Origin of the sequence: Exiguobacterium sp. U13-1 (assembly GCF_001750115.1) — a bacterium.
Taxonomy (GTDB): domain Bacteria; phylum Bacillota; class Bacilli; order Exiguobacteriales; family Exiguobacteriaceae; genus Exiguobacterium_A; species Exiguobacterium_A acetylicum.
The window spans coordinates 755,842-771,780 of record NZ_CP015731.1; the positions used below are offsets into that span (position 1 = coordinate 755,842).

The 15,939-nt window shown below is 37.0% G+C and carries 7 protein-coding genes; 4 read left to right on the forward strand and 3 right to left on the reverse strand.

What is annotated here, in order from left to right:
- Positions 1 to 19: 19 nt before the first annotated feature.
- From ESP131_RS04030 to ESP131_RS04045, 4 genes are all read left to right on the forward strand, one after another.
- Positions 20 to 343 carry a nucleoside triphosphate pyrophosphohydrolase gene (locus ESP131_RS04030; RefSeq protein WP_069940215.1) on the forward strand — a complete coding sequence of 108 codons (324 nt, stop codon included), beginning with the start codon at positions 20 to 22 and terminating at the stop codon, positions 341 to 343.
- Positions 340 to 2,679: a DEAD/DEAH box helicase family protein gene (locus ESP131_RS04035; RefSeq protein WP_069940216.1), complete on the forward strand. Its 2,340-nt coding sequence runs from the start codon at positions 340 to 342 to the stop codon at positions 2,677 to 2,679. Before ESP131_RS04030 ends, ESP131_RS04035 begins: the two co-directional genes overlap by 4 nt.
- 408 nt (positions 2,680 to 3,087) lie before the next feature.
- Positions 3,088 to 4,704: an McrB family protein gene (locus ESP131_RS04040; RefSeq protein WP_069940217.1), complete on the forward strand. Its 1,617-nt coding sequence runs from the start codon at positions 3,088 to 3,090 to the stop codon at positions 4,702 to 4,704.
- A gap of 1 nt (position 4,705) precedes the next feature.
- A complete protein-coding gene (locus ESP131_RS04045; RefSeq protein ID WP_069940218.1) occupies positions 4,706 to 5,929 on the forward strand; it encodes a 5-methylcytosine restriction system specificity protein McrC in 1,224 nt (407 codons plus the stop codon).
- Positions 5,930 to 6,419: 490 nt separating this feature from the next.
- Here the strand turns inward: ESP131_RS04045 and dcm are convergent, their stop codons facing one another.
- The 3 genes from dcm to ESP131_RS04060 all read right to left on the reverse strand — a co-directional run bounded on the left by dcm (position 6,420) and on the right by ESP131_RS04060 (position 15,761).
- Positions 6,420 to 7,715 (reverse strand): DNA (cytosine-5-)-methyltransferase, encoded by a 1,296-nt coding sequence (gene dcm / locus ESP131_RS04050; RefSeq protein WP_083254764.1) that lies wholly within the window; start codon positions 7,713 to 7,715, stop codon positions 6,420 to 6,422.
- Between the two features lie 310 nt (positions 7,716 to 8,025).
- A complete protein-coding gene (locus ESP131_RS04055; RefSeq protein WP_069940219.1) occupies positions 8,026 to 12,702 on the reverse strand; it encodes a DEAD/DEAH box helicase in 4,677 nt (1,558 codons plus the stop codon).
- Positions 12,699 to 15,761 carry a hypothetical protein gene (locus tag ESP131_RS04060; protein ID WP_069940220.1) on the reverse strand — a complete coding sequence of 1,021 codons (3,063 nt, stop codon included), beginning with the start codon at positions 15,759 to 15,761 and terminating at the stop codon, positions 12,699 to 12,701. Before ESP131_RS04060 ends, ESP131_RS04055 begins: the two co-directional genes overlap by 4 nt.
- Positions 15,762 to 15,939: the final 178 nt, after the last annotated feature.

Here is a 15,939-nt window from a genome sequence, read left to right on the forward strand (position 1 = left end):
TTCAAAGGAGTGAATTGATATGCCACTTTATCATAAATTAGTTCGAGACGCGATTCCAAATATCATCGACCAAAACGGAAAAAAAGCGACGTTCCGAACGCTGAACGAAAATGAATTCCTAGTGGAAGCGAAAAAAAAATTACATGAAGAACTGGCTGAATATGAGGAAGCGACGACGGACGAAGACGCTGTCGAGGAGTTAGCGGACTTACTGGAGCTCATCCAAGCGTTAGCGAAGACACATGGTGTGACAGTTGAGGAACTGGAAGCCGTCCGACAGAAGAAACAGCAACAACGCGGCGGCTTCGAAGAACGCCTCTACCTGATCGAGGTCGAAGATTGATCCCGGAAGCGAAGCTGACGACGCATCACTTATATGACTCACTCGTCGAAGCCATTGATCAGGCAGAGGAAGTCTATATCGTCGCAGCGTTTGCTCAGAAGTCAGGCGTCGCTTTACTCGTTCCGGCGTTTCGTCGCGCCTTACAACGAGGAGCCGAGATTCGGCTGTTGATTGGCGACTATCTACACATCACTGATCCAGAAGCATTGGCGCAGTTGCTTGCACTTGATGGGTTGTCAGTTCGCTTTTATCGGTCAGGCGGACGCTCTTTTCATCCGAAAGCGTATCTGTTTCGAAATGCGGAGACTGGCTTATCAATCGTCGGATCGTCGAACATCTCGAACAGTGCGCTTCGGTCCGGTATAGAATGGAACGTTCATTTACCACAAGCTGTCGCACCACAAATCCTTGATGACGCGATTGATGCCTTCATGGACCTTTACCTCAGTGAATCGGCAGAAGAACTGAACCCGGTTGTCTTAGATGCTTACCGTCAAGAGTACGCGGCACGTCAATATGTCGCGGAACCAGAAGTCGAGTATGACGAAGGAACCGTCGTCGTTGCACCAGAAATCCTACCACACCGGGTGCAGGAAGAAGCGCTCCAAGCATTACGGGAAACGATGGAAGAAGGTCGGACACGTGCGTTGGCGGTGCTCGCGACTGGATTAGGGAAGACTTACCTCAGTGCGTTCTTTGCGGGAGATTTTACACGAGTTCTGTTTCTGGCACATCAAAAAGAACTATTACTGCAAGCAGAGCGTTCGTTTCAAAAAGTCAATCCGGCGTGGCAGACCGGCTTTTATATCGGCAGTGACCGGACCGTCACGGAGACGACGGAGATCGTCTTCGCTTCCGTCCAGACGTTGGCGCAAAAGCGTCACTTGGACCGTTTTGCAACGGATCAGTTTGATCTCATCATCGTCGACGAGTTCCATCACGCGGCAGCAACGAGTTACCAAAAAATTATCGATTATTTCACGCCCCGTTTTTTGCTTGGTCTGACGGCGACACCAGACAGGATGGACGGTGCGGATGTCTATGCGATCTGTCACCATAATGTTGCGTTCCAGATGCACTTCACGGCAGCGATTGCTGAAGGATTTTTGACGCTGTTTCATTATTACGGTATTCATGACACGATTGACTACTCCCAGATTCGACGAATCGGTCGGACCTATGATGCATCGGAACTCGAGCATCGACAACTTGATCGTGAGGTCGCAGATAATATCTATCATTCATGGGAGAAATATCGGCAAACGAAGACGATTGGCTTTTGTTCGTCAATCAAGCAAGCGGAATATCTGGCGCAAGTATTCCGGGATAAAGGAACAACAGCATTTGCACTGACAGGGCAGACGACGAATCGTGCGCAATACATGCAAGCATTCGAGCAAGGCGAAATTGACGTCCTCTTTACGGTCGATTTGTTCAACGAAGGTGTCGATATTCCGAAAGTGGATACACTCCTGTTCTGTCGACCGACTGAATCTGTCGCCATTTACACGCAGCAAATCGGACGTGGCTTACGTTTAGCGCAAGATAAATCGCATTGCGTCATCATTGATTTGATCGGGAACTATCGTAACGTCGAGACGAAACTGAAACTGCTCGGAACAATGAAAGAATCGTTCAAGCGAGGGGAGAGAGAACCGATTACGCCACCGCCCGGCTGTGTGATTGAGTTTGATACGCGGGCACTGGAATTGATTCATCGACTCCGGCAACCAAGTCAGCGGAAGTTACGACTGATTGAACAATATGAGCAAATCAAATACGAACTCGGTCGTCGACCATCGTATGTTGAGATTGGAGAATATGCTGCAGTTCCGCAAGGCTATAAACAAGAATGGGGTTCTTACGTTGGTTTCTTGAAGGAGCATCAGGAGTTATTAGATGAGGAGATTGAGGCGTACGATTTAAATCAAGAATTGATTGAACAGGTCGAAAAGACGATTATGAATCGGAGCTATAAGATGGTTGTATTACTGGCGATGCTTGAGCGGGGAGAAGAGCGCTGGATGGAGCCTATCACGGCAGAGGAAGTAGCACCATTCTTTTATGAGTATCTGCATGCGGAAAAGTATCGGAAGTTGAAGGATGCGCAAACAGCGGAGTTGAAAGGTCCGTTTGATCCTGTAAAAGTAGAACGGTTATTGAAGAAGATGCCATTTCCGAAGATGGGGAAGCCATTTAAAACAACTAAAAATTTCGAGAATCTATTTTTTCAAATTCCAAACGAAGTATTCAATATAAACACGTTAAAAGAAATAATAAATGATATTGTTAATTTAAGGATATATTTATACTTCAACAAAAATAGTAAAAAATAAGTGCGCCCTAAAATTCAACATTGAATAATGTATCCTTGATACTTTTTTTATGAAAAACATAATAACGTACCAGAAGGGCTTTAATTTTTTATATTTTCAATGATATTAGGTGGCGCAAGTTTAGTGATTAGCAGATTGTTTTACAACCGATTTGAATTATAGAGTGTCCTATTTGTGATGAAGCATTATGGATAATAATTGATGACCTAAAGCATTTGTTGTGACGATATATTTAAATTTAGCTATGAATAGCATTTAATCTGATACATAAGAAATTCAAAGACTGATTCATCCCTATGTAGAAGTGAATCGATGCTATAACTACAAAGTACATTAATAGCTGAGGAGAAATATTTTATGTCTAACTAATTAATTATTATATCCTTAAAAAGTAGAGGAGAATATTAAATGTCAAACTTTTATTTGAGCGAAAATACAATTTCGCAAGTTCATACGATTCTAACTAATAGTATCTATGAATACGATAATGAATTATTCACATTATTTATCTTGAAACATGCTGGTTTGTCTCAACATGAGTATATTGATTTATCTAAAGATTCAACTAAACGTAGCTTACTAGAAGCAACCAAAAAATTAGCTGCTTTATTTATCTCTGATAACGTATTAAAAGAGAAAAAAAATTTTATAAATCCATTAAGTATGTCGTCATTTTCTTGGAGTAAAAAAAATCCTACAGAATCAATTCAAATATGGTCTACATCTAGATTGAGTAATAACATTACCGGAGGTGGAAGACAGTGGAAATCTATAATTACAAATGATCCTGAAAACGCTAATTTAATTAAGTTAAAACATAATTACTTAGACTATTTTAAAGGAATGGACAATAAGATAGCACTAAGTGCAATTGCAGTTTGGTGTGAAAAATTTAGTGAGTTTTCTAGAGAAACTCCATTATCAAATATAATTAATAATTTTATTAATTATTTCAAAATTACTGAAGATGAAAAAATACTTATTTTTTCTACAAGTTCTCGATTCAAATTAGAATACAGTAAGATAATTATTCAACCGTCATTCATAAGAGGGCTAATTGGTTCAAATCAACAAGATAAAGAGTGGGTTAAAGATTTTTATGAAATAGACTTAAAAGAAAAAAATTTACCATATACAGTACAAAGATTTGAGAGCGAAAATTCGACTCAAAACAATTCGAATTTAGATTTAGACTTTTGTGAAGAGCTAGTAAATAAAGCACAGCAAGTAATTTTCATGGGTCCTCCCGGAACATCAAAATCTTTTTTAGCTAAAAAATTATCAGATAGATTTGATAGAGTAAAAAGACTTCAGTTTCATCCTCAATATTCCTATCAAGATTTTATTGGTGGGAAGATACTAGAAAACGGTACATTGAAAGACAAAAAAGGTGAATTGATTATTTTTGTAGAGGAAGCAATGAAATATGAGAATAAGGATAAAAGTTTTTTACTGATTATAGAAGAAATAAATAGAGCCAACGTTAGTCAGGTATTTGGAGAAATGATACAACTGTTGGATAGAAACGAAAATTTGAACATAGTATTTGACGGCAATAATATAAATTATTATTTACCAAGTAATTTGAAAATAATTGGTACAATGAATACTACAGATAGGACAGTAGGACGAATAGATTATGCTATTAAAAGACGCTTTTATCAAATCTATTGCAAAGTTGATGAGAGTATTCTTATCGATAAAACGAGCATTGAGGATAACAGTTTTTCAATAGCCGATTTTTTAATAAAAATAAATCAAAAGTTATTATCTACTTTAAATAATAAAGAAATGGTAATAGGACATGCTATTTTTTTGAAAGACTATGTCTACTTAGAAAATGTAGATAAATACATTTGGCCAGTCGAAGATTTTTCATACCTTTTCAATTATGTAGTTTTACCTTTAATCGAGGATTATTGTAATGGAAACTACGATTTAATTACCTCTGTCGTAGGGGAAAAATTAGCTAGCCAATTACGAGGAGATATGTTCAAGCAAGCTGTAGAGGAGTATCTAAATTGAGATGAAAATAATTAATCTAAGAGAAGGTTCTTCCTATACACTAGATAAAACTTATATCGCGGAATTTGAACTTTTTTTTAAAGAAAACAATAAACTTCCCTTAACGTTAAAAGGAGAGACAATAATATTTGACAGTTATATTATTGGGAGTATTCTGATTAAAGACATTGTATTAAATATTCAACCACGTATTTCAAATCTGTCATCCAATCATTATTTGGAGATGCAACTTTATAATGAGGGTATTCTAGATGACAAAATCAGTAGTTTATTAAGTGAAAATAATAGTTTTGGTATACAAGAAAATTTAATTGAATTGTTTTTGCAAGAAACTTTGGATTTGGTGACAAATGGATTAGAAGGAGATTTTATACAAGTTCAAGAATTAACGAACAAAGTAAGAGGCAGAATCTTGGTTGAAAATATCTCTCCTTTAAATTTATTGCAAGATAAAATTCCTGTAGAATTTGAAATTCATACTTTAAATACTGCGTACAATAAAATAATTAAATTAGCTTTAGATAAAGTAAATGTATTAAGTAAAAATAAAAAACAATCAAAAGTATATTCGTTAATAAATTCTTACTTTGATGATATTGAAACAGATATCTCTGATCTACAAATTTTGATGACTGAAAAAGAGAAAAAAATACATTTTGAAAACAAAAAATATTCTATTGTACTAGGATTAGCAGAAAAAATTTTAAACGATTTAAAAATTAATTTAAAAAACAGCGAAGTAGTTAGTTCTTCTTATTTAATAAATTCAAATACTCTTTTTGAAAGTTATGTCCGCAAAGTGCTGAAAAACATGCTTAGTTTACCAATTATTAAATGGGATATTCCTAAAATTATGGGTAGATATCAAATTAAAAGTATAGAGTATATTAAATCCTATTCCCCCGATATTATAATTGACTATCATAATGACTCAGGAGCAGCATTAGGAGTTTTGGACGTTAAAAATAAAGACATTTCAGATAGCAGTAATATTGGTAGTTTATCAGATTTATATCAAATTGTTTTTTATTCGTATAGTTTAGACGCTTCGTATTCAGGATTGGTTTACCCATATTATGGGCGGTTAGATCCTACTGAAGTTAATGTGCTTAGCTTCAATGAAACTAATTTGTTTATTTTTACAATTGATTTCTCAAAATCGATAAAAGAAAGAAACTTTATTTTTATTAATGATATTAATAAAATAATGAGATTAGAGAATTAATTTAGCTTGGTATTTTAAAGTCTATAAAGATTATGCTGCGATTTACCTATTAAAAAAAGAAAAAAGGCTAAAACATAAGTCAGTTTAACAAATGAAAAGACCTTCGAAACGTGTAGTTGTTTCGAGGATCTTATTCTATGGTAAAAAATCGATTTTGAATAAATAAATAAGGACACTTCTGATAAAGTTAAAGTTACAAAACTATAACCGTCGGAAGTGCCCTTATGTTTAAAGGCTATAATATGAACAAGCTGATTTTGTCTTTAATTTAGAAGTTCGTCTTCAAGAGAATGAAATTATATACGCAGTTTATTATCTCGTTGAGTCTATCCCACATTCACTCCTGTACTGAAGTAAGCCTTTATTAACTTTCATCGTCGTTTCTTCGAGATGCGAGAAGTCAATGAAAAAGACAGTTTACCAATGGAACAAAGTTAGAAGAGAACGCGAATCGATAAACCTTTTATCGATCTAATGAATATTCGTTATTTTACGTATTGAGTTCGATAAGCTCTAACTGCTTTTCTATTGCCGGAGCTAAATTGTAGGAAAGTATCATATTTTTAATTATTTTTGAAATAACCGGAACTGTAACAGAATTGCCCAATTGCTTTTTAGCTTGCACAGAAGATGTCGCAAGTTTAAAGTTTTCGGGAAACCCTTGTAACCTTGCACATTCTCTATCTGAAAGATGTCTCTTTAAGTCCCATAATTTTGGAGCACGAGCTGCTATTACAGATGGAGAATAACTATTTAAATTACAATAGTAAGCCTCTTGGATTTGTGTTTTAGCAAAGTCTCCTACATGAAATCTTAAAGATTTATCTGGTTTCAAATATGAATAAACACCATGTTTTCCTTTTTTTGTGTTTTTGTTATATTTTGAGCTATCATGTTCTACTCTTATTTGAATATCAGAATCTAAAGGGCAAACATTAAAGTGATGGCTAATTCTAGATAATTCAAAGTCGCTTAATTTAAGCGCTGGATTATCGTTCTCGCTAAAATCAATTATATCTTTCAATGCTACACTGAGATTTGAAGGGGTAGGAAACTCAAAAGAAACTTCCCTTTTAAAACCAACACAGTACCAGCGCTCTCTTGACTGAGGAACTCCAAAATGTAGACTATTCAGGACTTTCCAATGAACATCATAACCTAGTTGTTCCAGATGCTCCAAAATAGTTTTTAAAGTTTTACCACCATCATGAGATTTTAATCCTTTTACATTTTCCAACAAAAACATGGCAGGCTCTTTTTCTTTTAATATTTTAATTATATCAAAAAAGAGTGTTCCTCTTATTTCATCTTCAAATCCTTGCAATTGACCTGCATAACTAAAAGGTTGACAAGGAAATCCAGCAAATAAAACATCAAAATCAGGAATTTCACTTGCTTTAATTTTTGTAATATCACCATAAGGATATTCATTAAAATTATTTTTATATACTTCGCAAGCAAATTTATCGATTTCTGATGAAAATACACAATTCATTCCGTTTTCTTCACCAGCAATTCTAAATCCACCGATACCAGCAAATAAATCAATAAATTTTAAATTATTTTTAGCAATATTTTGCTCTTTCTCGGGAATATACTCAACTATATCTTCGATTTTGCAATCTAAATACTTACATATTCTTTCTAATACATCCATTCTGACATTTTCATTTTTACTTAATCTAGCTAAAGAAGCTGAAGTTATTCCAGAGAGATCTCTTAATTTCGTCTTATTTATTCCTTTTTTTGCAGTTAGTCTCCATAATTTTTCATAGGAAAACGACATAAATATCACTCGTTTCAGTAATATAGTTGTTGGAAATTCTACTTTTGTAGAATTTCTATACACCGAATATTATCATACGAAAGAATGTTCGTAAATACTTTTGCAGATAGATTGTAATTAATTTATTGAAAATACAGACTCCATATGTTAAAGAGATGTTTTTTTAATGACCGTATTAAAATACGGTCCAGGTATGAAACGTTCATGGCGTATCGTATTGGATGAAAAAATCATCCCGCTTGATCAAGAGCTTCGCTAAAAGTGTAAAAAGTCTTCCGCATCTGTTGTTCAGATGTGGAAGACTTTTTTGTTAGTTCATGCTAAATAGGTCGATGACATGTTGTCTTTGCAATTGATCATGTAGGAATTGATTACGATACGAACGGAGACATGTATAACAGCTTGTTTTCACGTCACACGTACAGTGTTGGATACTTGTTCGCACATGATCCATGATTTCTGGTAGTTTACGACTGACGGCTTGAACGAATCCAGCACCGCCTGGAACATCATCGTATAAAATCAAATCATATGTCCCTGTGGAAGCTTCATAATGAATGACGCCACCTAAATTATCCTCATTGATCTGTAGGAGGAAACTTGCAGAGCGAATCAAAGCGAATAATAAAGAGTAGGATTTATTCGAATCATGAAGTTGACGTCCATTGAAAAAACGGAAAGATAACCGTAACACATCTGTCGTGAACTGATGACCGAGGGAAACAGGTGAATGATTCACCATCATTCGCTCTTTTGAGTGACATGTCCCGCCAAAAGGAGTAATGTGTTTCTTCTTGTCCTCGACCTGTGTCCCACACGCCGAACAGATTAGGTACTGTTTTCCTTTATTATCATTAACGACTGAAAGAGTTCCGTAATGAGAATACGTATAGTCCAGCTCGTATCGATTACCTTCCACATGAACCTGCTCTGGCGTAGCTTTTTCGTCATATTCTGCGAAGAAGACACGCGATCCGTATGCTTTTTCTGGTCGACGTTCTGTACTCAGTGGCTTGGCTTTCCCGTAAAAACCAAACTTCGGAATAGCATAATATTTAACCCGAAGCGGTTCTCTACATTTCTCACAGTCGATTTCTCGCTCATCATTGACTCCATATTTACCTACATAACTGTACTTATTGCAGTTATGACAATGCGTGTAGTGATGTACCGGTAATTGTTTTCCTTCGATTAGCTTTACACCGGTCGATTCGATCAGCATCCCATTTGCGACGAGTTTGCTACCTGGAGCATATTCAGATATCGCTAGTTTCAAGTCACGTTGTAGACGAAGTTTTGAGCGATAGTTAGGATCGAGTAATTTCATTTCAACCGTATCGACAGGGAACCCATACTTCGGTAAGAAGCCTTTTGCAGAGAGATACCCGATCAGTGGTTCTCCTTGAAGTGTCGTAATCATTCTTCCATACGAATCTACTTTTTTCCGTTGCGCAGATTGTTCGTTGTAAATCATATTAAGATTATGAACATCTGTCTCATATTGAAGAGAAGCACTATGAAATGCTTCCGATGGGTCATCGACTGTGTTTACCCAGCTCCAATCGTCGATACCTAAATCTTGTTGAAGGGTTACCGGAACGATTGATAAAAGTTGACGCTTTAGATAAGCCGGACGTTCCTTTAGCCAAGAGATGAATTCTTCATGTCCTTTTACACCACTGTCTTCAAATCGATAGAATCGTTCACAATTACCATAAAAATGTGATGATTCTTTAAAGAATAAAGAAAGGGCCGTCGCATGAATGTGCCGACGAATGATTTTCTCATTTTCAATAGAAAAAATAGGTGCCTTGATGTCTCCTGCAATCATGTTTTTAGGGTTATCGAAGTACGTCAAATCATGTGATTTTTTTTGAGCAAATGTCAAAGCGAATGCTGCAGCAGATGAGCTTCGTCCGGCACGACCAGCACGCTGGATGTAGTTACTTGTCTTCGGCGGTACATTTCGCATGAAGACGGACTCCAAGCTTCCGACGTCGATTCCCATTTCGAACGTGGTGGAGCAAGATAAGACGTTAATATCTTTATTAATGAATTGATTCTGATACTCTTGTCCAAGACGATTCGATAATTGGGCTGTATGCTCCTTGACGACCATATCAATGGGGAGCATACGCTGATACATCTCCCGATAATGTGCACCTTGTTCGAGTGATGTAATGCTAGTCTGTTCGAGATGCCCCTTACAGTTTCGTGTCTTACAGATACCAGCATCATGCGTATGAATTGCTTTACAGAGTGTACAAACATACACCTTTTCAGGAATGTATGCTTCGAAATGATTGGCTTGTAAAACCCAACGTTCAGATTGCGTTTTTTCAGCATCATAATAATCAAAGAATTTACGAAGTGGTGAATTTGGATTAATCAATACTCTGTTGAATAGATCCATAAGTGTGCTTTTAATACTTTCTGACGTATGAGGAATCTCATAGCGATCATAATACCGTTCGAACCATTGGAAAAAGACATTTGTTCGTTCGGGTACGAAATTTTTTACATATGCCGTTGGATAGCCGCCTGTTGCGACAATACCGTATACATGGTCTTTCGGTGCAAGTAAAACGTGTCTCCTGTCCAAGTCCTTTGAAATTCCGACAATGGCTTGAAGACGTAAATAATAGAAAATCGTCATCAAGAAAGACCAAGCATGTTCAGGTTTGATTTGCATTTGTTTTGAGATGATTGATTCAAGCTGACTTCTTTTGTATGGCTCTAATCGTAAATCAAATGCAATCATCCCGAGGTTCTCTAATGAAAAGTCATCATCACTTAAAATGAATTCACGGAACAGTCGTAGCTTGATTTCTTGATCAATCGTCAAATCCTCAAAAAGATGAATTGAACGTGCGCCGCTTAAATGTAAAGTACGATTTTTCCATTCTTCGATCAAAATGGGATGAGCAGTTTCTTGAATAGCACGCCAAAAGTAAGAGCGCCATAAATAATTTCGATACGTACGATCTAGAAAAGGCGCAAAAAAGGCAGCGTCCTGTCGAGAATCAGAAAAAACGATTAAATTTTGTGTTTCATAGGAGTCTTTTGTGTCTTCTGGCGTGGCAGATTCCTCATCCATGAACCAATCATCTTCTCGACTGATTACGGGTTGTTCAGGTTGTTGCTTACGATTTCCAAGAACCAGTTCTTGATACAGCTGTGCAGCAAGTGCCGAGGTCACCCCGTCCGCCCCTGTATAAAAGCGACGGATTGCATCAGTCCGATGAGAAGGGAGTCCGCACGACATACAAGAAGGTGATTGCTCTAAGACGTTGATCGTAGAAATCTGTCGTAGTGGCACGTCACATTCACAAGGGTTATCCTCCTCTGATGAAAAACGTGTTGCTCCGCACGCGGGACACCAATCTTTTTGAGAAGTGACCACTGTCTTATCATCCTCTAAGTCAGAAGCGAGTTCACTTGCAGTTCGAAAGCTAAAAATCGTATTGGGTTGTTTTCCATCTTTACTTTTCGGTAATAGTCGACCAGCATCCGGTGCATGACCGAAACAATGAACTTCTCCACAACGCCGACAGACACCCATCTCATAAATCGGATGACCAGACTCCGATTCATGTTTTGGAAACAGATGAAGTTTTTCGCGAGGATGAACTTCAAGGTAAGCCCCTTCTAGTGCTCGAAAGAAAGTATGATATTTTGCGGGTAGCAGCTTAGGACGAGTCTCATCGTTGATCAATGTTGCGATATCAATTAATGCAATTAAGCGCTCTATCGCTTCTTGTTGAACTAATTCCGGGAAAATTTCATTAGCTAGATCGATTAATAAGTGGACTTCACTTAATTTTTTGCGCAAGGCATGGAGACGTCTGTCCCGTGCCAACAACTCGTATATGATGTCACGAGGTTGACCAGAATAGGTTTGCAAGTAGCCGAAATGTTTCAAATCAGGTATTTGGTTTTGGTCATAGCACTTCTGTAATTCAACGTATACGTTTGAGTCAGGAAGTTCGATTGCTGGATAGAGTTCATCATAATCGATACGTTCAGACATGATGAGTTGCTCGTTTTCTAACGAGAACGGCTGATCGAACAATTTACTCGCGAACGACATGACCTCACGTTTAGCTTCATCAGACGAACCGAGTGTCGCAGAAGTAGCGATGAATTGCAAAGGAGTATTTTCTTCCACTTCTGTTTTTAATCGTCGAAGTAGCATGGCTACTTCTGCGCCTGTCGCACCATCATATGTGTGTGCTTCATCTAGCACGACGAAACGCCAATTCTTTTTAAATATACCTGAGAACAATGTGTTATCTTCCGGTCGCATCATCAAGTATTCCAACATAGCATAGTTGGTAATTAAGATATGCGGTGGATTTCGGCGTATTTCTTCTCGCGACAAGCGCTCATTAGGTAGCGGATTTTCTTTGTGTTGTGCTTTATAAGCTTGAGCAGCGTTGATTTTCTTTTCTTCCGTTTCTCCCGTAAATCGACCGAACGTGATGTCTGGTGTATCTTTTAGTAATTTTCGGAGTCTATCGAGTTGGTCGTTTGCAAGTGCGTTCATTGGATAAAGTAAGAGCGCGCGTACCCCATCTGTTAGGATATTTGCCTGTTTTTGCTCCAAAAGATGATTGAAGATCGGTAACATGAAGCTCTCTGTTTTACCAGATCCGGTTCCAGTAGCGACGACAAAGGATGTTTTCGTTTTAGCTAGACGGATGGCACGTTCTTGATGACGATACAATCGAAACTCTGATCCACCAGGCAAAAAGCGAGCAATTTCTGGATGGACGATCTGTTCATCAATCAGTTCGGTTATCGTCTTTCCGGGCTTATAAGGAAGTGTCGCTTCGAGATAAGGACCTTTCAGAAACTGGTTGCTTAGACGAAGATTATGTTTGAACTGTTCATGTAAATCGTGATTGTTAATCTTGAAGTAAGAAGTTAAATAATCCATATAACGATCTTGAAGACGTGTAGTAGCATTTATCGGATGAATACTCATGTTTCTTCCTCCCAAGCATTTGCAAGATGATAGCCATCGTGACTTAAATCTTTAGTAGATATGGCGGGCAAACTTCTCAATAGATGATTGATTTTTTGTTTAGCACTGAGTTTTAGATGAGGTGAGAGACCTATCGCAAGAAGTTTCGTTCGCAAGGTGATATAAAACAATGTCGGAAATTGATTAGCGTTGACACTTAAAGGAAATTCTCGGTCTTCAATCAGCTTTTGTACCTGTTCAGGCATTTTCTTCTCTTTTTTCCACTTCTCGATTTTTTTATCTGCTTTCTGAAGTAAATCATCGACTTGTAATTTGTAAGAGAAGACTTCGTCTGGATTATGATAAAAACGATCATCAAGATAAGCGTTACAACCATCAAGAATATTAAAGTCTAAAGGGTGTAGGTTCTCAGGAGTAAACTGCTTGAACTGCTGTCTTAGTGTGCGTCGATCAGACAAATTCAATAGTGAGAACGTTTTCAAATGACCGAATGCGTCATGAAGAAGCCTTGTCGTGTCAGTTTTTGTATAGAACAGTTGTTGATAGTTGAGGGACCAGAGATAAATGCTAAATGTATCTACCCATTGCTCCCATGCGACATATTTAGTATCTAAAAAGTCGACTGTTAATTCTGTTATCTCTCGAGATTCTAACACTCGTTGCAATAGTAGCGGTTGAATGTCAGCTAGTTGTTGCAGATATGTCGCACCATAATCGTTCAGCTTATAGATGAAGAACCGCCAAGTAGATTCATCTAACGAATGGAGTAAAATCGTCAGTTTTTCTTTTGATAACGGAACTTCAAGTTTTGGAAATGCGATGATGTCATCATCGTTTCCGAACCAGTCTGTTTCATCTTTGATTCCATTGATGATGACATCAGAATCAGAGAAGGGATGTAGACGAAGATGGGTAGAACCTTGAGGTAAAGTGAAAACTTCTTTGTTCTCCATCAGACTATAAGGATGAAATACTCTAAATTTAATATCGTATTCGAGTGGATGATCTAAATGAACGATGAAGGATTCATCCATATGAAGAAGTGAGTGAAGTTCTTCTGTAAAGTGACAAATGAACTCAGATTGATCATTGATCACTAGCTGGATGCTACCTGATTTAAATCGAGTTAATACGTGATGACAGATGTTCAGTGAGACGACGTTAGTATGACGATTGCGCTTGAGTATAATAGGAACCTGCTCTGCCTCTCTAGAAGAATGCTCGATGAGTAGATAGGCATGAAGGATTTCTTGTGACGGATAGATTCTTGTAATGCGAACAGATAGTTCATTCACTTCTTCAGGTGTATATACTTTGCTGTTACCTTTTTTGGAGAGGATTTCGTATTCGAAAAAATCCTTGCTGAAATCAGTCGTATAGAGAGCATGTCCAACAATCGTAAAAGTCAGCGGTATCGATGTCTGGAGAAAATCATTCGGTATAGTGATTGTTCCTTCTTGCGGGTTGAATATCTGATTTGCAATTCGTATTTTTTGAAGATGTCTTGATGAAAATGAAACATGGTCTTGACTGAAACGATAAGAAAAATCACGTGGGAAAAGCACGAATTTTAAACTATAAGAATGTCCTTTACGTCGATCGTTTAAATGTAAGGTGATCGCTTGTAGAATATTGCGATGAATCTTTAATTGTTTTAAATCTAAAATCAAATCGTCTTCTCGTTGAATTAAAGCATCTGAAAATTGCTCGAACGTAAATACTACTTCATTAATTGTTATAGACCATTCTAATAACTCCTGAAAACTATCAAGGTCATGAAATCGTAATTTTGGTAATTCACGATAGTGTTTGGTAGTCGAATAAAAAATTGGTGCAGTATCGACAGTCAGTGTTACTTTCGATGTCGTGACGAATTGCTTTCTGATGAGACCAGATTCTGTTTGGAAGTAGAATTCAGTTTCACCGTGAATCAAGAAACGTTTATATTCAAAATCACACCAAGAAGCATGTGTGACAGGACGATAAGCTTCATTTGTCGAGAAACTTGATGGTTTGACGACTACGATTTCTTGCCCCACTTCGATATAATTGCCACGAATCAAATCGTAATGGTTTGAATCTGATTTCTGTTTGAAATAATAGGGCATCGTCGAGGGTAATTCATAGATTTCTTCTTCTGAGTCAATGACCAAAGTCAGTGTATGATCATTCGGAGAATAATCAATTTCGATTTCTTTAGGGTGAAATCGCACAGTATGAGCAGTCACTTCACGTTGACAATAAACGATTCGTGATCCTACTTTCCAGTAAGCGTTCTGTGCATGTTCACGTTCCATGATAGGTAATTTAATTTGTGGACGATGAAGAATTTCATTCCAGAAAACGAATTGGCGCCGTGAGTGTTTCTTTCTCTCTGCTTGAATGATTGTTTGAATGGCTTTTAAGTTTTTATGCATATATGGTGGAAAGGAGCTGAATGTTCTCTTTTCCGTGAAAAACTCTTTTAGGCGTAGAAGTGGATCAGGATTTCGCATACTTTGTTCAATATAGAGAAGGATTGGTTTTTTTAATTGATCAGTCCACTGCCATTGTCCATTGATGACTTGGCGAATAGCACTTGGTAATTGTCTTCTTTGATCAATTACTTGGCTGATGAAATAATCATAGATATTTTTCAGGGCATAAAGTGATGTAACACCCGAATGAATTAAAGCTGTTAAATAGTAGCGACGATGAGTGTCAGTAGAACGATAAATTGAATTTCTGGACAAAGCTGTATCCATTTCTTCTTTCCATTCGTTCACAAAATTATCGTTCACTGAATATAAATTAGCGAATAATGTCCAAAATCCTACATCTTCTTGATCTAAAGCGATAGTCGATGTAGCAAGTAAGCAAGTGAACGGATAACGATGCCAGAGTGTACGTATGATACGACGACTAGAATCATGCCATCTACTTTGAAACTTCTCGTTTAACCATTTTTGAATTGCGATGATTTCTTCGCTCTTTAAAGGAAGTTCATGAGCAAACTGTAAATCATTTTCCTTCCAATAAATAGTCCATTCTGTTTCTTTTTGTGAAGCGTGAAATTCCATAAAGAAATCCTCCCTTCTCAATAAATTACATAATTTATATATTCTTTCTATAAAATATCCAAAAAGACCTCTTTATTTCTGAGTCTAAAACTAAAAAACCATTCAGTAATTAATATACCATTATAATTTAAATAATGGTATATTAAGGTATTTTTATGATTTGGATCTTATAAAATGC

Bases quoted from the DNA above. Each gene is read 5' to 3' on its own strand.
- ESP131_RS04030 (WP_069940215.1), top strand. From the start codon at position 20: ATGCCACTTTATCATAAATTAGTTCGAGACGCGATTCCAAATATCATC.
- ESP131_RS04040 (WP_069940217.1), top strand. From the start codon at position 3,088: ATGTCAAACTTTTATTTGAGCGAAAATACAATTTCGCAAGTTCATACG.
- ESP131_RS04045 (WP_069940218.1), top strand. From the start codon at position 4,706: ATGAAAATAATTAATCTAAGAGAAGGTTCTTCCTATACACTAGATAAA.
- dcm (WP_083254764.1), bottom strand. From the start codon at position 7,715: ATGTCGTTTTCCTATGAAAAATTATGGAGACTAACTGCAAAAAAAGGA.
- ESP131_RS04055 (WP_069940219.1), bottom strand. From the start codon at position 12,702: ATGAGTATTCATCCGATAAATGCTACTACACGTCTTCAAGATCGTTAT.
- ESP131_RS04060 (WP_069940220.1), bottom strand. From the start codon at position 15,761: ATGGAATTTCACGCTTCACAAAAAGAAACAGAATGGACTATTTATTGG.